Genomic DNA, 21968 nt, shown 5'->3' on the forward strand with positions numbered 1-21968 from the left:
GCTCATGCGCCTTTCGGGGTGAGCTGGCGCCGCAGATACAGCCACGAGGCCAGCAGCACGATGACGGTGAGGACGACGGCGACGGCCGCCCCGGCGCCGGGACGCAGCGCGAGGAACGTCTCCTGGTACATCGAGACCGCGAGCGTCTCGGAGTTGCGGCCGGGGCCGCCCTGCGTCAGCACCCAGATCAGGTCGAACGACTTGAGCCCGTTGACCAGGCTGCTGCCGACGACGATCACGGAGACGGTCCGCAGCTGCGGCATGACGACGTACCAGAACTTCCGCAGCCCGTCGGCCCCGTCGAGGGACGCGGCCTCCAGGGTCTCCGGTGGGATGGTCTGCAGACCGACCAGGAAGAGGATCACGGCCACACCGGTGGACTGCCAGGTGTTCGCGACGATCATGACGAGGGTGTTGCCCGGCCATTCGAGCAGCCAGCCCTGGGCGAACGAGCCGAGGCCGAGCGCCTGGAGTGCCTGGTTGGCCGCGCCGTCCGTGGTGAGGATGAAGTTCCACACGACGGCCACGGCGGATCCGGAGATCGCGTACGGCAGGACCACGAGCAGCCGCGCCACCCGGGACCACCCCGACCCGTTGGTCATGACGGCGATGCCGAGGCCCAGGACCAGCGGCAGGGCGACCGTGCCGACCACCCACATCAGGGTGTTCTCGATGGATTTCGCGAGGACCGGATCGCTGAGGAACAGCCCGTAGTTGGTGAACCAGCTGAAGCCGGACACCCGGCCGTCGCTGAAGAAGCCCCGGTACACCGTCACCGCGAACGGCGTGAGGAGCAGGGCCGCGACGAACAGGACGGCGGGCGCCAGGAAGCCCGCTCCCGCAGCCCGGTCCCTCAGCCCGCGCGGGGGTGTGCGCGGAGGGGGCGTGGGTGGCGGCGCGGATGAGGAGGCTGCCGTGGGACGCCTGTCGACTGCCGATGTCATGATTCGTCCTTGTTCCAGGCCGCCCACTCCTTGGCGGCACGGCTCGCCATACTGCGCAGCGTCGCCTCGGGTGACATGGCCTGTGTCATGAAGGCTCCCAGGTCATCGGTGTTCCCCTGCATGAGGTTGGGCGGCCCGGACTGTCCGTAGCGGGGCAGCTCGGTCCAGTGCTCGCGCAGCGCCCTCTTCCTGAGACGGGCGAGGACCGGATTGGAGGTGACCGCCTCCGGGTTGGCCGAGCCGTCCTGGAGGAAGTCGGTCCAGACCCGCTGGACGGACGGGTCCAGCCAGTGGCCGGCGTTGGCCATGGCGGCGTCGTGCGACACCGCCTTCTCCGGCACGGCGAGGACGCCCGCCTCGGTGATGACGGACCGCTTCGTGGAGGCGTCGACCGGGGGCAGGACGAAGGCGTCGAAGCCCTCCCCCGGTTTCATTCCCGCCGCCGCCAGTCCCTGCGACTGCCAGGAACCGTGCAGGAACATGCCGACCTTGCCGGTCTTCAGAGCGGCCGGGCCGTTGTTCTGGTCGAAGTCGGCCGGGGTCATCCAGCCCTTCTTCATGAAGTCCTGCCAGATCTGCATGGCCTTGTGCGCCTGCGGATCGGTGTACCGGGCCCGGCCCGCGATCAGGTCGGCGTAGAAGGCCGGGTCGACCTTGCTGATGAGCTCCTCGAACCACTCGTACGCGGGCCAGTTGCCGCTCTGCGTGGCGACGAACGGGGTGACGCCGGACTTCTTGAGCACCTCCGCGTTGTGCAGCAGTTCGTCCCAGGTCCCGGGCGCCCGCAGCTTGTGCTTCTCGAACACCCGCGTGTTGTAGAACAGCACGTAGTACGACTGATAGAGGGGCACCCCGTACACGGAACCCCGGTAGGACATCGCGTCGCGCAGGGACTTGGTCACCCAGCCCTTGCGCTCGTAGGCCTCCCACACCCGCGTCAGATCAGTGAGGCTGCCGGTACGGGCGAGCTGTTTGAGGTTGTAGCCCGACTGCCACTTGATGAGGTCCGTCGCCTTGGTCGTCTGCAGGGAGATCTGCGTGACCTGGGTGTAGGCGGTGGGGTTCGGATTGGACAGCGGGCGCAGCGCGTAGCCGGTGAGCTTCTTCAGTTCGCGTCCGGCCGCGACGTAGCCCGCGTCCCAGGTCGCGTTGTCGTTGGCCAGTGACGTCGTGCCGGGTATGGAGGCGGTGCTGTCGCCCCGCGCGCAGCCGCCGGCCAGCACGGTCGCGGCGCCGGCCCCGAGGCCCGCCAGCACGGTGCGTCGGCGAAGCGGGGGAGACGACTGCTCTGTCGTCCCGCCGGTTGATCTCATGGGTTCACTTCCCTCTGGATCCCGCCGGGGATCCGTGGCTCTGGGGTGCGGTGTGGAGATCCACCGGATGCACGTACGCCGTTCGTCTCCGCGCTCCGGGTTGCCAGGATGTTAACGACACCATGAGTTTGAGACAAGGGTTTCTCGCGCGCTTAGACAAATCCGCACTTCAACATGGGTGCTAAGGGAATGCCATCTTGCAATTCTTGTTCGCATGGAGTGTTATCGATACCATTCACCCGCTTGCCGGTCCCCCTACTCAGGAGCATCTGTGCATCAGCCGCGTCCCTACGAACGCAACCCTCGGTACACCGCCACTGGCGGAACCGTCGTCACCGGCTGGGCGGCCGCCGCGGCGGACGTACCGACGGCCTCCACCGTCCTCGCCCTCGACGGGCCCGCCGCACTGGACTGGGAGGGGGCCGCCGGCTCCCTCGCCGCCGCCCTGCGCGCCCGGGGCGCCGAGGTCGCCCTGTGCGACGTGCGTGACCTCTGGTCCGCGGCGGCCGTCGAACGGCTCTGCGTCCCGGGCCCGGACGCGGACCCGTTCTTCCTGCCCCTCGCCGAGTTCTCGATGGGCGACCTCTTCGAGACGCCCCCGCTCCAGCGGCGCCCGCGCGCCGGCGTCCTGCTGGTCTTCGGCCCCGGAGCCGCCCTCGCCGAACCTGACCTGCTGTGGTGGGCCGACCTGCCCAGGCGGTACGCGGAGGAGGCGATCACCCGGGGAGAACTGCCGCTCGGCACCAACCTCGGCCGTCCCGGAACCCCCGGTGAGCTGCGCAGCCTCTTCTACACCGACTGGCCGGTGGGCGACCGTCACCGCGACGCGGTCGCCCACCGGGTGGACCGATGGGTCGACCTGCAGGGTGAGCGGGGCCCCGCCTCGCTGGACGGCGACGCCGTGCGGGCCACGCTCGCCGCACTGGCGACCGGCCCCGTCCGCACCCGCCCCTTCTTCAACTCCACCCCGTGGGGCGGGCAGTGGGCCGCGCGGGAGCTCGGCTTCGAGCCACGGGGCGGCAACACGGCCCTCGGCTACGAGCTCATCGCCCCCGAGGCCGGGATCCTGGTCGGCCAGGACGAGGCGGCCCAGGTGGAGATCCCCTTCCAGCTGCTCTGCGAACTCCACCCCGAGGAGTTCCTCGGCACCGATGTCCACAGCCGCTTCGGCACGTCCTTCCCCATCCGGTTCGACTACCTCGACACGGTCGGCGGCGGCAACCTGTCCCTGCACCTGCATCCTCGGGAGCGGTACATGCGGGAGACGTTCGGCTGGCCGTACACCCAGCACGAGACGTACTACGTGACCGCGAGCGAGCCCGGCGCACAGGTCTATCTCGGGCTGCGGGACAGTACTGACGTGGACGTCATGCGCAAGGAGGTCGAGGCGGCCGCCGCGGACGGGCTTCCGCTGCGCGTCGAGGACCACGTCATGAAGCACCCGGCGGACGCGGGGCAGCTGTTCATGATCCCGGCCGGCACCCCGCACTCGTCCGGCGAGGGCAACCTCGTCCTGGAGATCAGCGCCACGCCCTACCTCTACTCACTGCGCTTCTACGACTGGCTGCGCAGGGGCGTCTCCGGTGCGCCGCGGCCGCTCTCGTACGCGCACGCCTTCGCCAACCTCGACACCTCCCGGCGCGGCGACGACGTCCTGAAGGACCTCGTCCAGCAACCGCGGACCCTGCGCGAGGGCCCCGGCTGGCGCGAGGAGGTCGTCGGCGCGCTGCCCGGCATGTTCTACGCCGTGCACCGCTTCGTGATCGAGGGACCGGAGGCCGCGGAGGACGACACCGAGGGCCGCTTCCACATCCTCAACGTCTCCTCCGGTGACGGCATCGTCGTGGAGACCGCCGGCGGTATCCGTCACGACCTCGCCTTCGCCGAGACCCTCACCGTGCCCGCGTCCGTCGGCCCCTACCGGCTGCACCCGGTAGGCAGCGGACCGGTGCACGTGGTGAAGTCCCTGGTGACGCCGGTATGAGCCACGTTCCCGTGCTGGAGATCGGCGGCACGCATGTGACGGCCGCCGTCGTCGACACCGAGGCGCGGCCGCCCGTCCCCTTCTCCGCCGTACGGCAACCGGTCCCCGCCGACGCGCCGGCCGGTGAACTCCTCGACGCCATCGCCGCGGTCGCCCACCACATCGACGTCCCCGAAGCCGCTCGCTGGGGCGTGGCGATACCGGGCCCCTTCGACTACGCCACGGGCGTCGGGCGCTTCCGGGGAATCGGCAAGTTCGAGTCGCTGCACGGTGTGGACGTGGGCGCGGAGCTGCTCGGCCGGCTCCCGGGGGCCCCGAGCGGCATCAGTTTCGTCAACGACGCCGATGCCTTCGCCATCGGCGAGTACCGGGCGGGCGCTGCCGCCGGCCGGGGCCGGGCCGTATGCGTCACGCTCGGCACCGGCGTCGGCTCCTCGTTCCTGGACGGGGGGCACCCGGTCGTGGAAGGCCCCGATGTGCCGCCCGACGGCAGGGCGCACCGGCTCACCGTCGACGGGCTCCCGCTGGAGGAGGTGGTCTCGCGACGGGCGATCCGCCTGTTCTACGCCCGGACCGCCGCCGTGCCGGACACCGGGCGGCTCCCGGACCTCCCGGACGTGCACGACATCGCCGGCTCGGCCCGCGCAGGGGACGCCCACGCCCTGCGTACGGTCCGGCACTGCTTCGGCGCACTGGGACGGGCGCTCGCTCCCTGGTGCGAGCGGTTCCGGCCCGACCTCATGGTCGTCGGAGGATCGATGACCGGCTCCTGGGACCTCGTGGGGCCTGCCATCCGGGCAGGCTTCGATTCGTGGGCACCGGGGACCGCGCCCACAACCGTCACGGCCATGCGTCCTGCCGACGCGCCGCTCATCGGCGCCGCCCACTGGGCTCTGCACAGGTCCGCCACTCCCCCGGTACCGACCTAGGCCCGTCTTCGAACCGCCGTCTGCCGGGCGACGCCATGCACGCCCCCGTCCTCCGGGCGGACGACGATATTTCGCGGACACTCCCTAGAATGACGGCGTTCGCGACCCACCGGCCATCCGACGACCCCGCAGGAGAACCCCTCATGGCACAGCACCGGTCGGGCGACGGCGCCGCCCCGACGATGCGCGACGTGGCCGCCAGTGCCGGTGTCAGCGCCATGACCGTCTCCCGGGTGCTCAAGAACGACGCCCGGGTCAGCGAGACGGCGCGCGAGCGCGTGCTCGCCGCCGTCGAGACACTCGGCTACCGGCGCAACGAGACGGCGCGGAGTCTGCGGCTGGGCGGCAGCGGGATGATCGGACTGGTCGTCACCAACCTCGCCAACCCGTTCTACTCGCGCCTCGCGCTCGGTGTGCAGGAGGTGGCGTCCGAGCACGGTCTTCGGGTACTGCTCAGCAACACGGCGGAGCAGGTCGACAAGGAGCGCGGGCTCGTGGAGGACCTGGCGTCCCGTCAGGTCGACGGCATGATCGTGGTCCCGGCGGGCAGCAGTCACCGTCATCTCGCGCCCGCGGCGCTGCGCGGCATGCCGATCGTGCTGGCGTCCCGGCCGCCTGCCGGGATGGACGCCGACTGCGTCCTGGTCGACGACTTCGGCGGCGCCGAGCAGGCCACCGGACAGCTCATCGCGGACGGCCACCGCCGCATCGGCTTCCTGGGCAACCCACCCGCGCTGTACACCGGAGCGGAGCGGTTCCGCGGCTACTGGGCCGCGCACGAGAGCGCCGGAATCGAACCGGACGAGAGCCGGGTGCGGCGCGGGCTCACCGATGTGGCCACCGCGCGGGCCGCCGCTCTGGCACTGCTCGACGCGCCCGACGCGCCGACGGCGCTGTTCTGCACCAACAACCGTCTGACGCAGGGTGCCATCCGCGCCGTGCGGGAGCTCGGCAGGCCGGTCGCTCTCGCCGGCTTCGACGACTTCGACCTCGCGGACGTCCTCGGCCTGCCGCTGACGATCGTCTCGTACGACGCCGACGAGATCGGCCGGCGTGCGGGCCAGATGCTCATCGACCGGATCAACGGCACGGCCACCGGACCGATCCCCGCCCGCAGGACCGTCGTCCCCACCCACGTCATCCGCTACGGGACGCACTGACCCGACCCTGCCACCCCGCTGCCGCCCCTTCCGTGGCACCGGCATGCCCTTTCGCCTCCCCCGCAATCCCTCACGGAGGACCCATGCACCACGACCGAACCGTCACCGAACGCCGGCTCGCCCGCGTACTGGACCAGCGCCTGCGGCCCGCGGTGTACCGCGAGAGCCTGCCCCTGGACGTCGCGATGTGGAACGTCAGCGGCGAACCCGTTCCCGTGTCCGAGGGAATCGCCGCCCCGTACGAGCCGGTCCACAGCGGTGCGCTGTGGGGGCCCGCCTGGTCCACCAGCTGGTTCCGGATCAGCGGCACCGTCCCCGCCGCCTGGGCCAGGCAGCGGGTCGAGGCAGTGGTGGACCTCGGCTTCGGCACCACCCAGCCGGGGTTCTCCGCCGAAGGCCTCGCCCACCGCGCCGACGGAACGCCGGTCAAGGCCCTCAATCCCCGCAACGCCTGGCTCCCGGTCACCGGAAAGGCCGAGGGAGGAGAGGAGTTCACCTACTACATCGAGGCCGCCGCCAATCCGGTCATCTTCGACTCGGGTACCGACGGCGACCCCTTCGTCCCGACCCCGGCCGGTGACGTCGCCCCGTGGCTGCGCGGCGGGACGGCCGCGGGTGAGCCGCTCTACCGGCTGAACCGGATGGACCTCGCCGTCTTCGACACCGACGTATGGGAACTCGTCCAGGATCTGGACGTCCTCTCCGGCCTGATGCACCAGCTGCCCGAGGACTCCACCCGGCGCTGGCAGCTGGTGCGCGCCGTGGACCGCGCCCTGGACGCCGTCGACCTCCAGGACATCGGCGGCACGGCGGCACGCGCACGCGAGGTCCTCGCCCCCGCCCTCGCCTCCCCCGCGCACGCGGGCGCCCACCGGGTCTCCGCCGTGGGCCACGCGCACATCGACACCGCCTGGCTCTGGCCCGTACGCGAGACGGTCCGCAAGGCGGCCAGGACCGTCTCCAACGTCACCGCCCTGATGGACGACCACCCGGACTTCCGGTTCGTCATGTCCCAGGCGCAGCAGCTCGCCTGGCTCAAGGAGCAGCGGCCCGAGGTGTTCGCCCGGGTGGTCGAGAAGGTGCGTACCGGACAGTTCCTGCCCACCGGCAGTCTCTGGGTGGAGCCCGACACCAATCTGTCCGGCGGGGAGTCCCTGGTGCGGCAGTTCGTGCACGGGAAGCGTTTCTACCTGGACGAGTTCGGGGTCGAGACGAAGGACATGTGGCTGCCCGACACGTTCGGTTACAACGCGGCCCTGCCCCAGCTCATGAAGCTGGCCGGCATCGAATGGTTCCTCACCCAGAAGATCTCCTGGAACACCACCAATGCCTTTCCTCACCACACCTTCTGGTGGGAGGGCATCGACGGCACCCGCGTCTTCAGCCACTTCCCTCCCGTCGACTCCTACAACGGTGATCTCTCAGGCGCCGACATCGGGCACACCGAGCGCAACTTCCGGGACAAGGGCGCGGCCAACCGTTCGCTCGTCCCCTTCGGTTACGGCGACGGCGGCGGTGGCCCCACCCGCGAGATGCTGGCACGGGCGCGTCGGCTGGAGGACCTCGAAGGCTCGGCCCGGCTGGAGATGGAGGGCCCGGCGGAGTTCTTCACCAAGGCACGGGAGGAGTACGCGGACGCCCCCGTCTGGGTCGGCGAGCTCTATCTGGAGCTGCACCGGGGAACCCTCACCAGCCAGCTCGCCACCAAGCAGGGCAACCGGCGCAGCGAACACCTGCTGAGGGAGGCCGAGCTGTGGGCCGCCACCGCTGCCGTGCGCACGGGCCGGCCGTACCCGTACGAACTGCTCGACCGGGTGTGGAAGACCGTGCTGCTGCATCAGTTCCACGACATCCTGCCCGGCACGTCGATCGCCTGGGTGCACCGCGAGGCCGAGGAGGCGTACGCGGAGGTGGCCCGTGAGCTCGGCGAGGTCATCGACACCGCCCAGCGCGGCCTGGCGGCGAACGGGAGCGGGGAGGCGGGGGGTGAGACCGTGTTCAACGCGGCGCCGCACGCCAGGGACGGTGTGGCCGCACTCGGCGCCTCACCGCGTGCACGGGCCGCCGGCCCGGTCGCCGCCCGGCCCACGCGGGACGGCGGGTTCGTCCTGGACAACGGCCTCGTACGGATCACCGTGGACGCCCGGGGCCTGGTCGTCTCCGCCGTCGACCTGACGGCCGGGCGCGAGGCGCTGGCGCCGGGCACGGTCGGCAACCTCCTCCAGCTCCACCAGGATTTTCCCAACCAGTGGGACGCCTGGGACGTCGACGCGTTCTACCGCAACACCGTGCGCGACCTGACCGAGGCGGACGAGGTCAGTGCGGTGCCCGACGGCGTCCGGATCGTGCGCAGGTTCAACGACTCCCGTATCACCCAGGTGCTGCGCCTGACCGAGGGCAGCCGCCGGCTCGATATCGAGACCGATGCCGACTGGCGGGAGTGCGAGAAGATCCTCAAGGCCGCCTTCCCGCTCGACGTACGGGCGGCGGAGTCCAGCGCCGAGATCCCCTTCGGTCATGTCCGGCGCCCCACGCACTCCAACACTTCCTGGGACAACGCCCGGTTCGAGATATGTGCCCACCGCTACCTGCACGTCGCGGAGCCCGGCTGGGGCGTGGCCCTTGTCAATGACTCCAGCTACGGCCACGATGTGACGCGGGACGTACGCCCCGACGGTGGAACGACCACGACGGCACGGATATCGCTCCTGCGCGCCCCGCTCTTCCCCGACCCCGACTGCGACCGGGGGGAGCACCGTCTGCGCTACGGGCTGGTGCTCGGCGCGGACATCCACGACGCGATCCGCGAGGGCTATCACTTCAACCTGCCCGAACGTGCCGTCCCCGGCGGCGCGGCTGTCGAACCGCTGGTGCGGATCGATGGGGACGGTGTCGTCGTCGAGGCGGTCAAGCTCGCGGACGACCGCTCCGGCGATGTGATCGTCCGCCTCTACGAGTCCGCGGGCGGACGCGTCCGGACGACCCTCAGGGCCGGCTTCCCCGTGGCCTGCGCGGGGATAACGGATCTGCTGGAACGGGAGCTGGAGGGTGAGCCCGCTCTGTCCTTCGACGGGTCCGAAGTGGAGCTGTCTCTGCGCCCGTTCCAGATCCTGACCCTTCGCCTGGTGCCCGGCGGCCACGCGATCTCGGCGGCGGAGCCGGGGTGAACCCAGGAACCTCGTTACTTGCCGGGGGTGTCCGGGAAGGATGCCTCGTCGCGGTCCGTGCCGTCGGTGATCCACCATCTGCCCCCGCCGAAGAGGGCCAGTTCCGAACGGCCGTCGCCGTCCCAGTCGTGGACGGTGGCGAGGGCGCCGTCGGCGGGGCCGTAGTCACCCGGCACGGAGCGCTTGGTGGCGCGCCAGGGCTTCGACCCGAGCCCGTGTTCCGAGCCGCCCCGCAGCACCTCGATCCGCGCGTCCCCCGTCTCCTTCTTCCTGGTGAGCTGTACGGCCAGGTCGTCGCAGCCGTCGCCGTTGAAGTCTCCGGTGGCGAGCTCGGTACCGAAGCCCTCCTTGTAGTCGCCGCCGTCCATGGTGACCCACTTCCCCGGTTCCTTCCCGTAGCGGACGCTGATCCGGCCGCGCCGGTGGGGGGTGTCGAGCTCGTCATCGCTGTCGACGAAGCTCCGGCCGATGGCGATGTCCTGCCGCCCGTCGCCGTCGAAGTCACCGAAGACGACGTTCTCGCCCTCGGGCAGCCGCTCGGGCTCCTTGCTCAGGCCGCCGGCGGTGGGGGCGCCGCCGGTGAACAGCAGGGGCGGGTCCCAGGGAGAGCCGTACAGCGCGAGATCGGTGGCGTGGTCGTCGTTCGCGTCCCCGGCGACGAGCACGGGGGACGCGCCCTCGTCGACCGGGCTGGGGATCTCCACGGTCCTGGCGGGGGCGCCGGAGCGGTTGAACGGTCCCTTGAGGAGGACGAGTTCCTGGTCCTCGTTGGAGAACCTGAAGACCACGAGGTCGGTGTGGCCGTCCCCGTCGAAGTCGCCGGCGATCGGCGCGGTGCTGTATCCGCTGCCCGGCAGCGGGACTCGTCCGTGCGGTCCGCCGGCCCGCGGGCCCTTGGAGCCTCCCCACAGGATCCGGGCGGCGCCGCTGACGACGAGGTCTGCGTGGCCGTCCCCGTCCAGGTCGGCGACCGTGGGCTGCCACGGGTCGTCGCCCGTCTGGATGTCGTCCGGCATACCGAGGTCGTCGCGGTCGAGGACGGTCGTACGGTCGTGGTCCGGGCCGTGCCGGGAACCGGGCACGACGACCACGTCGAACCTCTCCGTGTCGGAGTTCTCGTACACCAGATCGGCGTAGCCGTCCCCGTCGAGGTCCAGGTCGGGGTCGGGCTTCGCGGGCGTGTCCTCGCGCACGGAGTCGGCCGAACCGGCGGGTCTGCAGGGGCTGCTGGGCACCGAGCGCGGGCCGTCGGACGGAAGTAGGGCGAGATAGGCCACCACCGCGATCGCCGCGACGGAGCCCGTGCGCAGGTGGCGGAAGAACGGACCGCCTGCTGTCGAAAAGTACATCAGCCCACTTCACGGGCTTGGACGACGCCCGCACAAGGAAGCCGATCACTTTGTTACCGGGGTGATGCACGACGGTCCGCTCCGCCTCAGGTGGCGGGTGGGATTCGATGCGCCGTGACGTAGCGGGCGGGGTCGTTGCGGTAGGTGGTGTTCCAGTGGCGTGCGGTTCGCTCGGCGAACGTCTCGTTCGTGTCCAGGATCTCGTCCAGCGGGTCGAGGAAGGCGAGCACCTCGGGTTGTTCGAGCCCGGCCCGGACACGGGCCCGCAGACCTGTGCGCGCCAGGCTGAGCAGGTGGCCCGCCAGCTCCCGGACGGTGTCGCCGCCCAGCCGGGTGGCCAGCCCGTCCGTGGGCAGGGCCTGTTGTGCGGCGTTGCCCTCCTCGGGTGTGTAGTGCCCGAGGAGCTCCCAGGCGGCGGCGCGCGAGGGCGCGTGATAGGTCAGCCCGGTCCACAGGGCCGGGACTGCGGGAATGTGCGGATACGGCGGGCCGTCCGGCGCGCGGGTCTCCAGGGTCCGGCGGACGCGGACGGTGGTGTAGACCTGGTCGAGGTGGGAGAGCCAGTCGTCCCAGTCCGGAGCGGTGCCGTCGTCGAAGCCCTCGCGGAGGTGGTGCGCGAAGGACTGAGGGCCGGCGAGGCGGTAGCCGCCGGGGCCGTGGCGGTAGATCATGGGCAGGCCGAGTGCCCAGTCGGTGAGGGCCTCCGCGGTCAGCGGGGTCCGGAGTGCCGGGCCCGGGGAGCCGACGCGCCTGGGGTCCATGCGGAGCCAGTCGCGGCAGCGGTGGGAAAGGACCCCGTCCAGTTGTCCCGCGTACAGCGGCGAGTTGACGAGCAGCGCGGCGACGACGGGCGAGGCGGCGACCTGGACGCGGAGCTTCGCGGCCAGGTCGTCCTCCGAGAGGTAGTCCAGGGTGGTCTGGGTCGAGGTCGACAGCTTCATGATGTGCGGTGCCCCCTCGCCTTCAGGGCCGAGTCCGGCGAAGTACGTGCGCATGACTCCGCCGCGCACGGTGGGTACCCAGGTGGAGGTGTCGGCCCGGTCGAAGGGGAGGTTCCCGCCGGGGACGATGGCCAGTCCGTGCTGCTGGGTGAGGGCGGCCAGGTCTTCCATGGTGCGGCGCATGCCCGTCACGAGCGTGACGAGGTCGTCTGCGGGAGGGGACGAGAATTCGAGCTGGCCGCCGTGTTCGAGCGTCAGCTTCGTCCCGTCCGGGAGGTGGGCTCCTGTCAGGACGTCTCCGGCCCTCTGTGGCGAACCGCCCCACTCCTGTACCACCTGCCGCAGGAGGGCCGCCATGCCGTGTGGACCGTCGTACGGAGCGGCGAGCCCGGTCGTCTCGTCCAGCACACCTGCCTCGACTTCGAGGCCGATGCGTTCGCGCGTGCCCGGAGGGGCGAGGAAGGCCTTGTGGAGGTCCGGCATGTGCAGGGTCGGACGCGTGCGGCTGTTCTGCGGGTCTTGCGTGCTCATGACGTCACTCCTTGCCTGATGAGGTCTTCCTCTGCGCGGCGCGCGTCCGGCCCTGCCTCGGTGGCGGACAGACGGTCGAGCACGCGGCCGACGGCGTGCAGCGCGGACTGGGCGGCGCCCTGCATCCACGCGTGGGCGGCCGACAGGTGCTCGCCCGCGAAGAAGAGCCGGGGGTTGCTCTCGGGGTGCGGTGCCGCGAGGCCGCCGAGGTATCTGGTGTGCTCCCCCGGGGCGAGGTAGGCGAAGGACCCGCCGCTCATACCGGGCTGGTTGTCCCAGTCCCAGTGCACGATGTCGTCGATGTCGTCGCAGATGCCCGGGTGCAGCTGTTCCAGGCTCCGCATCACCACCCGGTCGCGGTCCGCGGGCGTCAGCGTGGTGAAGCGCCGCGCGTGTGGGCCCCAGAGGTAGGCGCCCGTGAGTACGCCCGGCTCGTGCGAGAGCTCCGCGCTCCGGGCGGTCAGCCGCGGGGACGAGTTCGCACCGGCGAGGGGGGCGGGGCGGGCGTTGTCCGACGGGTACCAGCACTGCTGGATGGGGAGATCGGTGAAACTGCCGCCACCGTAGATGCCGTCGTTGATCTCCCAGCCGCGCCGGCGGAGGTGCACCAGGGTCTTGGTGCTGCTCGCGTACGTGAGACTGCGGACCGCTCGGGCCTGCCGGTGGGGCAGCTCCGGGGTGATGGCGATCTGGTCGAGGGTGGTCAGCGGGACGCAGGCCATCACGGCGTCGTACGACTCGTCGACGGTCCGGCCCACACACTGACCAGTGATCCGCGCCGTGTCCGAGAACAGCTGGACGGCGTCGATACGCGTGGACAGCCGGAGCGTGCCCGGCTTCAGGCGGCGTACGAACTCACGGATCAGCGTATCCATCCCGCCATTGATTTCGAGGGGCGCGGCGTGGAAGAGACCGAAGTAGTCGACGAGCACTTCGAGGAGAGAGGCGTGCTCGTAGTGGACCAATCCGCTGGTGTGTCCGAGCAGGTCCCAGACGTCCTGGGAGAATTCGCGGCGTGCGAACTGCCACAGGGAGGTCGACATCAACTCGTCCAGGGCGGCGTCCCTCCAGTCGCCTTCCAGAACGCTCATCTGCTGTGCCGGAGAGAGTGCGTCCCACGCTGTACGCAGCACATCGTCCAACCACGCTCTCGGTCCGTTCCGGCCGGCCGCGTCGATACCGTAGGCCGAATACAGTTGCCGCACCTGACTCAATCGCACCCGCCGGCCACGCAGGTGGTAATACCCGTCCGGATTCAGATTGATGAAGGGGCGGGTCCCCAGCCCGAACTCCCGCACGTAGTGGAGCACGCATTCGTGGTTGCCCGGGATGCGCATCGCGCCCACATCGGCGTATGTCCCGTCCCAGAACCGGTGCGTGCGGACCCGGCCCCCGGGGCGTTCTGCTCGTTCATAGATCACGGCGTCCACCCCACGCCGCTGGAGTTCATAGGCCGAAACCAGCCCCGCCAGCCCGCCGCCGATGATTCCGACACGCGCCGGGGAAGACCGCTCAGCCACACGTAATTCATCCGGAAAAGCAAAGCATCGGTCGAACAAACCCTCACACTCCCCTTTTTGTTGACCTTCCGAAAACCGATGGTCCGCGCCCGCGCGACAATGCCCGCCGAGACCGCGAGCACAGAATATGAATGGTCATCAGCACTGCGGCCGAAACGCTCGACCGCTGATGACTTCGCCCGGAGACCGGACCCGTTTGCCCCAAGATCTCGTAACACGATCTTGTGACCTCAGATTCTGCATCGTCGCCACACGGCTGCCTGCTCGCTCGCGATACTTGGACCATGGACAGCTACGAGGGCACCGCGACGTTTGAGTGGTGGGCCAATCGGTCGACCTGTCAGGGCAGGCTTTGTGTGCGGGTCGCGGTCCGTGCCGCCGGAGACACCTGGACGTCAGAGGCGACCCTCGAATCTCCCCTGGCCACGAAGGACAGGGAGAGCTTCGACTTCCTGATGCAGCTCGATCCGCACTTCACTCTGCGTTTTGACGACGCGAGCACGGTGCTGGTCGAGGTCGCCGAGGCACGGGCGACAGACCGAGTGACCGCTGTGCATGAGGTCTCGTCTCGAACCTGAGGTGACGGTTGAGGTTGTGCATCCGGGCGATTTTGGGCATGGCGTGGTGGACACCGTCCGGGAACGCGGCCCCGTGGCTCGTCGCGCGCCCAGATTTTTTCACACGAGTGCGGCCATGCTTTGCGCGAAGCGGGGCATCCGGACCTTGTCGCCAGCCAGACCCCTGCTGCGGTGTCGGCCTGGAAGTTGACCCATTCTAAGAGGAGTTGGCCTTGCTGCTTCCCACGCCCATGGACCTGCGTACCGCGCTGTCCCGCTACGCCGACGCGGTCATTGATGACCACCGCCATTCCACCTCGGACACCGCCCGGCGGCACGAAGACACGGCATACACCCTGTGCATCATGACGGGTGCCAACGAAGTGAGGCGCGCTCTGGCCATCGCCGATGCACTTCTCCGGACGAGCACCCCCGCCGCAGGAACGGCACACGGCGATGCGAGCCAGCCGGCTGACGGCCTCCCCAACTGTTCAGAGGCCCTTGCTTCCTAATGCTCTTGTCAAGCGGCTGTAGTCGCTGAAGGTGCAACTTCGTAGCATCGGTCACGGATCAAGGGCCAGATGACGTTGACGCGCCGACGGGCGAGGGCGAACACGGCCTGGACGTGGTTCTTCCCCCTCGGCGCGTTTGCGGTCGTAGAGCCTCCGCGAGTTCGGGTCGCACTGAACGCTGACGAGCGCGGAGGCGTAGGGGACCCGTTGAAGTCGCAGCTCCTCGGCCGGGATGCCGACCAACTTGGCAAGCGAAGCATCGTCACCGGCACACTCGGCCTTCTCCCCACCGTGCTGGTGGCCGCGGCCGGCGTGCAGGACTCCGTGGCCGGGACCGCCCTGCTCGACCAGCTCGCCGCTGGCCATCCAGGCATCCGCAAGGTGTGGTCCGCAGTGGCCTGGCTTGCCGGTCACGGTGACCGAGGAGGGCCGCACCGCGCTGGCCCGTAGCCCCAGCACCGGTGCCGCCGATACCCGGCACCTGGCCGACACTCCCCTCTCGCAGACAACGTTGAACCGGGCACCCACACGGAGATCTGTACTCCTGCCGAACTCGGCCAACAGCTGGACGACTTCAAGCCCGTGGACGGCCAGGCGCAGCCCGGCGTGCGTACTCCGCCTGTGCCGGGCACCTTCGCCTGCCGGGCCCGCACCCGCGCGAGGTCCCGATCCGTGCCCGCCTTCTCCCCGTCCCGGTCACGCCGGGGCGTGGACCCGGTCAGACGACCATGACCCGACGCCCGCGTGTGTGGCCGGCCTGGCTGTCGATGTGGGCCGCCGCGGCCTCGGCGAGGGTGTACGACTTCTCGACCGGGATGTGGAGCCTCCCTCGCGCGATGAGACGGGCGGCCTCAGCAAGCGCCTCGGGCACGCTCCCGGCCACGCCGGAGAACCGGACCCCGGATTCCGGCGCGCCGAGATCGGCGATGGAGACGACCCTCTCCGGATCCCCTGTCAGATCGACGAGCTCGCGGATCACTCCCGAACCAGCCAGGTCGAGAGCGGCGTCGACCCGGCCGAGCTGCCGCACCCGCTCGGCCCAGCCCTCGCCGTACGTGGTGGCGAGGGCGCCCAGGCCCCGCAGATACTCCTGGTTCGAAGGACTGCCCGTGCCGATCACCGCGATGCCGCGGTCGCGGGCGATCTGCAGCACGGCCGACCCGACTCCCCCGGACGCCCCGCTGACCAGCAGCGTCTGCCCCGGCAGCACACCGACCTCGCGGATGACGCGCAGCGCGGTCTCCACCACGGAGGGGTACCCGGCCGCCTCTTCGAAGGAAAGTCCCTCGGGCATCCTGGCCCAGGCTGACAGGACGGCGAACTCGGCGTAGGTACTGGAGCCCTCGCCGAACACGTGGTCGCCGATCTCGATCCCCTCGACGCCCTCGCCGACCTCGTCCACGACCCCCGCGGCGTCCAGCCCGACTCCGGCGGGCAACTCGGTCGGGTGGGCGCCCAGGACCTGTCCTTCCCTGATCCGCCAGTCGACGGGGTTCACACCCGCCGCCCTCACGGCGACGCGTATCCGGCCGGGACCGGCGTGAGGCTCCTCGGCATCGATGAGTCGCAGGACGTCCGGACCGCCGAACTCGGCGAAGTTCACTTTCTTCATACCGAGAACCTAACACTAACGGTTAGCTTTTTGAAACGGTTAGGAATTACTACCTGCTAGCGTCGAGGCATGACCACCGTTGAGTCCGGACGCCGTGAGCGCAAGAAGGCCGCGACCCGCCAGAAAATCGCCGACACCGCCCTCCGGCTCTTCCTGGAACGCGGGTACGACGCGGTGGGCATCCGTGACGTGGCCGCCGAGGCCGATGTAGCCGTCACCACCCTCTTCTCCCACTTCGCCTCCAAAGAGGCTCTGGTGTTCGAGCAGGACGCGGACTTCGAGCAGCGCCTCACCCAGGCGGTCACCGGACGGGCGCCGCACGAGCCGCTCCTCCCCCCGCTGCGCCGCGAGATCCACGCCCTGGTGCGCCACTGCACGGCGGACGGCAACGCCCCGGTCTGGCACATGGTCGTCGGGTCCCCCGCTCTGCGTGAGTACGAGGAGTCGATGAGGCTGCGCCATGCGGAGACGCTGGCAACGGCCATTGCCGCCGATCCTGACCTGGCACGGACCGCGACGGCCTGCCGGACGATCGCGAGGTTCGTGATCGACGCGTACGCACTGGCCCGTGAGGCGCCCGATCCGCAGGCCGCGGTGGACGAGGTCTTCGAAATGATCGAGGCGGCGTGGCGCGTCACCTCCCCTTAGGGGTCCGTCACTGCCGAGGGGCAGCGTCCCCCGCAGAGTGAGGTCGGGGGGCTTCCCCGGCTTCCCCGACCCGATCGAGGCCGTCCAGGAACGGATCCACTGTCGCCTCGGGGAGGCGCTGACGTGTCTCTCGCCGGTCGGCCGGCTGCGGCCGCGCGACCCGGCCCTGGCCGTGGAGCAGCTTCTCGCCCTTCGCGCCAGCCCGATGGCGGTGCGCCTTGCCGCTCCGCCACCCTCGCCCGGGCGCGAGCGGAGGCTCACAACCCGTTCGCCGTGAGGATTTCCATCAGTTTCGGCTTGCGTTTGAGCTCCCTGCGGAGGGCGGCGAGGAAGTGGGTGAAGGTCTCCGGGGTGCCGAGGCGTTCGTGGCAGGCGCGGATACTGCGGAGGAGGCGGGCGATCTCGTGATACGCGCGGTCGCCGGTCGACTGTTTGAGGGGTTCGAGCCGGCGGAGGTAGACGGCGAGCGCGTCGGAAGGGCGGTAGTCCCTGATGCGGTCGGCGAGGGGGAGGAGTTCGTGATCGTAGACGTGGCCTACTGCGGCCTCCCACGCCGCGTCGGCCTGGCCCGCGTCGAGCAGGATGTCGACGCGTACGCGGACAGGGACGCGGGCGTCGTCTCGCAGCAGGGCCAGCGCGGCGTCGCGTTCCTCCTCGCCGCGGTTGCAGGCGCGGCCCGCCGTGTGCAGGGAACGGAACGCGGCGAGGGAGATGTGGGACCGGAAGCCGTCGCGGCGCAGGGCGAGGGCCTCTTCGTGGCGGCCGGTCCGCGCGTAGCGGGCGCAGAGCCACTCGACGAGCTGAGGGTCCTTCCCACTGGCCGGCAAGCCGCGTTCGGCCCATTGGAGGGCATCCCCGGGGCGCCCGGCCGCGTCCAGTTCCCGGGCGATCCGCAGGTGGCTGCTGCCGTCGGGGGCGGGGGTCGCGCCCCAGAACGCGACGAGACCGTCGACGTCGCCGCGCGCCTTCAGTAGCAGTTCCACCAGGCGGCCCGTCTTCTTGCCGGGGTCTTGCCGCCATGCCTCGGTCGCCAGTTCCATGGCACGGTTCAGGCCGGTCGCGCCGAGGACGTCGCGGTAGTCGGCGGGGTCGGCCGAGGTCTTCTCCCCGTAGGGACCGAGCAGGTGCCCGACGAGCCAGCGGGCCGTCGGCTCCGGTTGCGGGCCGGCCGCCCGGCTGGCGCGCAGGTGCAGTCCCTCAAGCACACCCATGGGCTCGTACAGGCATGCGAATCCGAGCGCGTGCTCGTAAATGCCGCTCAGTCGCCACAGCACCCAGCGGATCCCATCGACGGCTTCCGGCACCCGTTCTGCCGCGATCAGCGCGCTCAGGATGATGCCCGCCTCCGCCACCCGCTCGCCGTATTCGACGGCGTTCGCGGAGTCGTCGTTCTCCTGGTCGTACTCCCAGTCCCCGGGGTCGAGCAGGCTTTTGACGCGGTCGCGGATCTCCGCGTGGCCGACCCGGGCGACCTCGGCCCGTAGGCGCAGGCGCTCGCGAACGCCGGGGTCGGCGGCCGACTCCTCGGCCAGCAGGGCGAGCAGGGCGTCCCGGTCCAGCGTCGCGAGCCAAACCGCCGCGTCGTCGCCGGGCAGATTCGGCGACCGGGCCTCGGCCGCGGGGCCCGGTACGGCGTCCGGTACGGAGTCCGCGTTCGAAGGCATCTCCGGGGCAGTTTGCCGCAGGGCCGCGAGGCCGACGGCGACGCAGTGCTTGCAGAAGTGGCCTTCGGCGCCGTACGGACAGGAACAGGTCCCCCTCACCTCGGCCTTGGGCCCGGCGACGAGTTCGATGCAGTACCTCTCCCGGCCCGGCACGGTGGCGCGGATCGTCCCTTTGGCGATGTGCAAGCCACTCACCGCACCCGCGTAATCCTTACCTCGCTCGAAAGACGTCGGCCCGGCGGCACTCCTCAAGGAGCCCTCACCAAACCCCAGTTGCATGCCCGTCATCTCCGCCACCCGTACATTCAAACGGATGCCGCAGCCCGGGCGGAACACCTCGTCCCGCCCACCCGCAGCCGAAAGAGAATCAGCTGGAGAAGGCCGTGAGGAGCATCTCGACGATTACCCGCCGGCGGGCAGCCGACAGCATCCCCATGTCAACTGATCCGGTCCGGGCTACGACGGTGCCATAGCTTCAATAGTCACGCGTGCGCAGCACAACGGCCGGCAGCCCAAAGGAGACGAGGTCCAAGTCGGGTAGCCGGTCAGGTCTCGGCGGGAAGCTCACGGAAGTTTCCGTTCCGGGCGGGCGAGCTTCCGGATCAATCGGACGAGGTCGATCCAGACCAAGGTGCCACCCGATGCGCCGCCGTCTGCCTCTGCCGCGGCCAGCACCGGCCAGGGGTGCGCGTCCCGCCGGCCGGTCGAGGCGGCTACCGCTTGGCGGCCACGAACCCCCACTGGTCGACCGGCACGCCGACGGCGGGCTCATCGGGGCGCCACAGGCTGATCGAGCCGAAGCCCGGCTCCACCAGCTCAAGTCCGTCCGCGAAGGTCGCCATGATCTCCTTGGGACGCGAGATGTACGGCATGGCACCGCCACTGGCGTACTCCTCGGACCCGGCCTCGGTCTCCGGAGTTCCGATGGTGTCGCACAGCATCAGGTGACTGCCCGTGGGCAGCACGTCCAGGTAACTGCGGAGCAGCGCCGCGGCCTCGTCGGAGTCCGCGACGTGTCCCAGCGTGGAAAGGACCATGACGGCCACCGGCTGGTCGAGGTCCAGCGTCCGGGCAGCCTCACGGAGCACCGTCTTCGCGTCGGTCAGGTCCGCGTGCACGTAGTCGGTCGCGCCTTCGGGCCTGCTGGTCAGCAGGGCACGTGCGTGAGCCAGGACGATCGGGTCGTTGTCGACGTACACGATGCGTGCCGTCGGCTCGACGTCCTGGGCGACCTCGTGTGTGGCGTTCGCCGTCGGCAGGCCGGTGCCGAGGTCCAGGAACTGCCGCACCCCTGCCTCACCGGCCAGGTAGCGGACCGCTCGCGCCTGGAACGCCCGGGAGGCGCGTGCTATCTCGATGATCTGCGGGTACAGCTCCGCCATTTTCGCGCCGAGCCGACGGTCCACCTCGTAGTTGTCCTTGCCGCCCAGCCAGTAGTTCCACACCCGTGCCGAATGCGGTGTGCTGCTGTCGATTCCGTCCACCGGCGCTTGGGTGCCCTGCTCGTCAGTCATCGGTCCTCTTCGTTTGTCACATGAGTTGCGCGGACGACGACCGCGCACGCCCATGCTTCCTCACCAGCAAAGTCCGCACCAGCCACAAGGGGGATCAACTCCCCGGCAGCGAGGGGGAACAGGGCGGGGCGCGTACAGGATCTGCATCTGCTGCGATGTGCAGGAGTGCCGGCCCAGAGAACAGGGAGGGCGCCTGTGAACTCGGCGCCGACCAGGCCCTGACCATCCTCCGTGAGGAGGACCCGTCGCGGCCGGGGCGAGGTCCTGGAGACCGCTCCGGTCACGGGGCAGCAACGGCTCGGTCAACGCCCACAACCAGGACGTGTCAGCAAGCGGGATCAGTACCCCTGGCCGACCAGGAAGGAATCGAAGTCGAGAGCGAGTGAGCGGGCTTCGGCCAGATGGCCCTCGTTCGCGCCGTCGACCAGCGCGAAGATGCAGATGCCCTGCTGGGTCCGTACCACCCACATGCTCCGGTCGCCTTCACGGAGCAGCACCAGGCCGAGTTCGGTGCCGGTCACCGCGTCCGTGACCTGGTCCAGGCTCTCGCGGCGCCACACGGCCTCGCCGATGCCGAGGAGCGGAGCAGGCGCGTCCGCTTCGCCGGCCGTCCACAGGGCTTCGAGGCGGGACGGGTCCAAAGCGTGTGCACCCGGTTGTACGCGGGCCTCCTCGGCGGGGGCGAAGTGCGGTCGGCCGTCCTCGCCGTCGCGGCCGGCCATGGCGAAGAATCCTGATTCGGCCGAGTGGACCGCCGCCGCCCGGACGGCGGGGAGTTCTTCACCGAGAGCGAAGTGGGTTCTGAGCACATCGGCCCATTGCTCCGTCACAGGAGACATCGATAGTGACCTTCCGTTGGCATCGCTGCGGTCCAAGGGCCTGTTCGCCTGACGAACCTGCCCAGGTCGCCGCAGGGGCGGGCGCGTTGGGCGGCCCACCCCTGCGGCAATGACTCTCCTGCCCACTAATGCGCAGATCAGACGGGGTGCGCGGCAGACTGGACGGTGAAGTACCTCTCCTGCCCGTGTCCCGCCCTACTGGCCCGGCAGCATCGCGCGTGCGGACTCGGCGGCTGAGTTCACTGCCCGGCCGGCACCGCTCACTGCGTCGGACGTGCTCGCGCCCACCGCTTCGATCGTCGAGTGCAGATGTCCGCCCGCCTTGGCCGTGGCTCTGTGGGCCTTCTTCCGGCTGGTGTGCACCGCTGTGCGGGCGCGGTAGGCCGCCGACGGTTTGCCGTGGGTATCGGCGGCGGCGAGCAGGAGCGCGCCGAACAGGCCGACGCGCCGGGCGAAGTGGAACCGCTGGTCCTTACGCAGTTCCGGGTCCTTCTCCTTCCACCACGCGTGCTCGGCGAGAGTGGTCGGCACGAGGCTCGCGGCCAGGACGAGTGAGGCGGAACGGGGGAAGCGGCCCAGCGCGAGCGCTCCGCCGGCGACGATCTGAGCGGCGGCGTTGAGCCGGACCAGTCTCAGCGGGTCGTCAACGGTGACACCGAACTGCCGCGCCCGGGAGGCGGTGCCGGCGGCGAGGGGGCGTGGGCTGCGCAGCGCGTGCCCCGCATCGGTGATGAACGGGGTGGCCAGCAGCGGGCGGGCGATTCTTCTCAGTACAGCCATGCGT

At 70.3% G+C, this 21968-nt stretch carries 17 protein-coding genes and 2 pseudogenes; 8 read left to right on the forward strand and 11 right to left on the reverse strand.

Going from position 1 to position 21968, the window contains the following annotated elements:
- Window positions 1–2: 2 nt before the first annotated feature.
- Complete coding sequence (locus ACFVQ0_RS00175) at window positions 3–944, reverse strand: carbohydrate ABC transporter permease (protein ID WP_390082997.1); 942 nt, start codon at window positions 942–944, stop codon at window positions 3–5.
- Window positions 941–2257 (reverse strand): ABC transporter substrate-binding protein, encoded by a 1317-nt coding sequence (locus ACFVQ0_RS00180; protein ID WP_390082998.1) that lies wholly within the window; start codon window positions 2255–2257, stop codon window positions 941–943. Before ACFVQ0_RS00180 ends, ACFVQ0_RS00175 begins: the two co-directional genes overlap by 4 nt.
- Before the next feature lie 271 nt (window positions 2258–2528).
- Between ACFVQ0_RS00180 and ACFVQ0_RS00185 the strand changes: the two genes are divergently transcribed.
- From ACFVQ0_RS00185 to ACFVQ0_RS00200, 4 genes are all read left to right on the forward strand, one after another.
- Window positions 2529–4241 (forward strand): class I mannose-6-phosphate isomerase, encoded by a 1713-nt coding sequence (locus ACFVQ0_RS00185; protein ID WP_390082999.1) that lies wholly within the window; start codon window positions 2529–2531, stop codon window positions 4239–4241.
- Complete coding sequence (locus ACFVQ0_RS00190; RefSeq protein ID WP_390083000.1) at window positions 4238–5170, forward strand: ROK family protein; 933 nt, start codon at window positions 4238–4240, stop codon at window positions 5168–5170. The genes ACFVQ0_RS00185 and ACFVQ0_RS00190 overlap by 4 nt, the downstream gene beginning before the upstream one ends.
- Window positions 5171–5313: 143 nt before the next feature.
- Entirely contained in the window at window positions 5314–6330 is a 1017-nt protein-coding gene (locus ACFVQ0_RS00195) for a LacI family DNA-binding transcriptional regulator (protein WP_390083002.1), read from the forward strand.
- Between the two features lie 83 nt (window positions 6331–6413).
- Entirely contained in the window at window positions 6414–9497 is a 3084-nt protein-coding gene (locus ACFVQ0_RS00200) for an alpha-mannosidase (protein WP_390083003.1), read from the forward strand.
- Window positions 9498–9511: 14 nt separating this feature from the next.
- Here the strand turns inward: ACFVQ0_RS00200 and ACFVQ0_RS00205 are convergent, their stop codons facing one another.
- From ACFVQ0_RS00205 to ACFVQ0_RS00215, 3 genes are all read right to left on the reverse strand, one after another.
- Window positions 9512–10846, reverse strand: a complete 1335-nt coding sequence (locus ACFVQ0_RS00205) for an FG-GAP and VCBS repeat-containing protein (RefSeq protein WP_390083005.1) — start codon at window positions 10844–10846, stop codon at window positions 9512–9514.
- Between the two features lie 86 nt (window positions 10847–10932).
- Window positions 10933–12318 (reverse strand): glutamate-cysteine ligase family protein, encoded by a 1386-nt coding sequence (locus ACFVQ0_RS00210; protein WP_390083007.1) that lies wholly within the window; start codon window positions 12316–12318, stop codon window positions 10933–10935.
- Complete coding sequence (locus tag ACFVQ0_RS00215; RefSeq protein ID WP_390083009.1) at window positions 12315–13838, reverse strand: flavin monoamine oxidase family protein; 1524 nt, start codon at window positions 13836–13838, stop codon at window positions 12315–12317. The genes ACFVQ0_RS00210 and ACFVQ0_RS00215 overlap by 4 nt, the downstream gene beginning before the upstream one ends.
- 284 nt (window positions 13839–14122) lie before the next feature.
- Here ACFVQ0_RS00215 and ACFVQ0_RS00220 point away from each other — a divergent pair, with 284 nt between their 5' ends.
- Window positions 14123–14416 carry a hypothetical protein gene (locus ACFVQ0_RS00220; RefSeq protein ID WP_390083011.1) on the forward strand — a complete coding sequence of 98 codons (294 nt, stop codon included), beginning with the start codon at window positions 14123–14125 and terminating at the stop codon, window positions 14414–14416.
- Between the two features lie 212 nt (window positions 14417–14628).
- On the forward strand, window positions 14629–14907 hold the full coding sequence (locus ACFVQ0_RS00225) for a DUF5133 domain-containing protein (RefSeq protein WP_390083013.1): 279 nt from the start codon (window positions 14629–14631) through the stop codon (window positions 14905–14907).
- Between the two features lie 8 nt (window positions 14908–14915).
- Here ACFVQ0_RS00225 and ACFVQ0_RS00230 read toward each other — a convergent pair.
- Window positions 14916–15123: pseudogene (locus ACFVQ0_RS00230) on the reverse strand (IS110 family transposase); the annotation flags it as partial.
- A gap of 33 nt (window positions 15124–15156) precedes the next feature.
- On the opposite strand from ACFVQ0_RS00230, the pseudogene ACFVQ0_RS00235 reads away from it, so the two are divergent.
- Window positions 15157–15294 (forward strand): annotated as a pseudogene (locus tag ACFVQ0_RS00235) (IS5/IS1182 family transposase); the annotation flags it as partial.
- A gap of 331 nt (window positions 15295–15625) precedes the next feature.
- Here ACFVQ0_RS00235 and ACFVQ0_RS00240 read toward each other — a convergent pair.
- Window positions 15626–16519: an NADP-dependent oxidoreductase gene (locus tag ACFVQ0_RS00240; protein ID WP_390083015.1), complete on the reverse strand. Its 894-nt coding sequence runs from the start codon at window positions 16517–16519 to the stop codon at window positions 15626–15628.
- 69 nt (window positions 16520–16588) lie between these two features.
- Here ACFVQ0_RS00240 and ACFVQ0_RS00245 point away from each other — a divergent pair, with 69 nt between their 5' ends.
- Window positions 16589–17167, forward strand: a complete 579-nt coding sequence (locus ACFVQ0_RS00245; RefSeq protein ID WP_390083017.1) for a TetR/AcrR family transcriptional regulator — start codon at window positions 16589–16591, stop codon at window positions 17165–17167.
- 257 nt (window positions 17168–17424) lie between these two features.
- On the opposite strand, the gene ACFVQ0_RS00250 is transcribed toward ACFVQ0_RS00245, so the two are convergent.
- The 4 genes from ACFVQ0_RS00250 to ACFVQ0_RS00265 form a co-directional block, all read right to left on the reverse strand.
- A complete protein-coding gene (locus ACFVQ0_RS00250; RefSeq protein ID WP_390083019.1) occupies window positions 17425–19026 on the reverse strand; it encodes an SWIM zinc finger domain-containing protein in 1602 nt (533 codons plus the stop codon).
- A gap of 518 nt (window positions 19027–19544) precedes the next feature.
- Window positions 19545–20345 (reverse strand): SAM-dependent methyltransferase, encoded by an 801-nt coding sequence (locus ACFVQ0_RS00255; protein ID WP_390083021.1) that lies wholly within the window; start codon window positions 20343–20345, stop codon window positions 19545–19547.
- Window positions 20346–20683: 338 nt separating this feature from the next.
- Complete coding sequence (locus tag ACFVQ0_RS00260) at window positions 20684–21184, reverse strand: hypothetical protein (protein ID WP_390083023.1); 501 nt, start codon at window positions 21182–21184, stop codon at window positions 20684–20686.
- A gap of 195 nt (window positions 21185–21379) precedes the next feature.
- The gene (locus ACFVQ0_RS00265) at window positions 21380–21964 is read right to left on the reverse strand and encodes a DoxX family protein (RefSeq protein WP_390083025.1); all 585 of its coding nucleotides are present in this window, start codon (window positions 21962–21964) and stop codon (window positions 21380–21382) included.
- Between the last annotated feature and the right edge of the window lie 4 nt (window positions 21965–21968).

Origin of the sequence: Streptomyces sp. NPDC057900 (genome assembly GCF_042887885.1) — a bacterium.
GTDB lineage: Bacteria > Actinomycetota > Actinomycetes > Streptomycetales > Streptomycetaceae > Streptomyces.

What these genes read in the sequence shown, in the direction of transcription:
- ACFVQ0_RS00175 (WP_390082997.1), bottom strand. Translation starts at nt 944, where the DNA reads ATGACATCGGCAGTCGACAGGCGTCCCACGGCAGCCTCCTCATCCGCG.
- ACFVQ0_RS00180 (WP_390082998.1), bottom strand. Translation starts at nt 2,257, where the DNA reads ATGAGATCAACCGGCGGGACGACAGAGCAGTCGTCTCCCCCGCTTCGC.
- ACFVQ0_RS00190 (WP_390083000.1), top strand. Translation starts at nt 4,238, where the DNA reads ATGAGCCACGTTCCCGTGCTGGAGATCGGCGGCACGCATGTGACGGCC.
- ACFVQ0_RS00195 (WP_390083002.1), top strand. Translation starts at nt 5,314, where the DNA reads ATGGCACAGCACCGGTCGGGCGACGGCGCCGCCCCGACGATGCGCGAC.
- ACFVQ0_RS00200 (WP_390083003.1), top strand. Translation starts at nt 6,414, where the DNA reads ATGCACCACGACCGAACCGTCACCGAACGCCGGCTCGCCCGCGTACTG.
- ACFVQ0_RS00205 (WP_390083005.1), bottom strand. Translation starts at nt 10,846, where the DNA reads ATGTACTTTTCGACAGCAGGCGGTCCGTTCTTCCGCCACCTGCGCACG.
- ACFVQ0_RS00210 (WP_390083007.1), bottom strand. Translation starts at nt 12,318, where the DNA reads ATGAGCACGCAAGACCCGCAGAACAGCCGCACGCGTCCGACCCTGCAC.
- ACFVQ0_RS00220 (WP_390083011.1), top strand. Translation starts at nt 14,123, where the DNA reads ATGGACAGCTACGAGGGCACCGCGACGTTTGAGTGGTGGGCCAATCGG.
- ACFVQ0_RS00240 (WP_390083015.1), bottom strand. Translation starts at nt 16,519, where the DNA reads ATGAAGAAAGTGAACTTCGCCGAGTTCGGCGGTCCGGACGTCCTGCGA.
- ACFVQ0_RS00245 (WP_390083017.1), top strand. Translation starts at nt 16,589, where the DNA reads ATGACCACCGTTGAGTCCGGACGCCGTGAGCGCAAGAAGGCCGCGACC.
- ACFVQ0_RS00255 (WP_390083021.1), bottom strand. Translation starts at nt 20,345, where the DNA reads ATGACTGACGAGCAGGGCACCCAAGCGCCGGTGGACGGAATCGACAGC.
- ACFVQ0_RS00260 (WP_390083023.1), bottom strand. Translation starts at nt 21,184, where the DNA reads ATGTCTCCTGTGACGGAGCAATGGGCCGATGTGCTCAGAACCCACTTC.
- ACFVQ0_RS00265 (WP_390083025.1), bottom strand. Translation starts at nt 21,964, where the DNA reads ATGGCTGTACTGAGAAGAATCGCCCGCCCGCTGCTGGCCACCCCGTTC.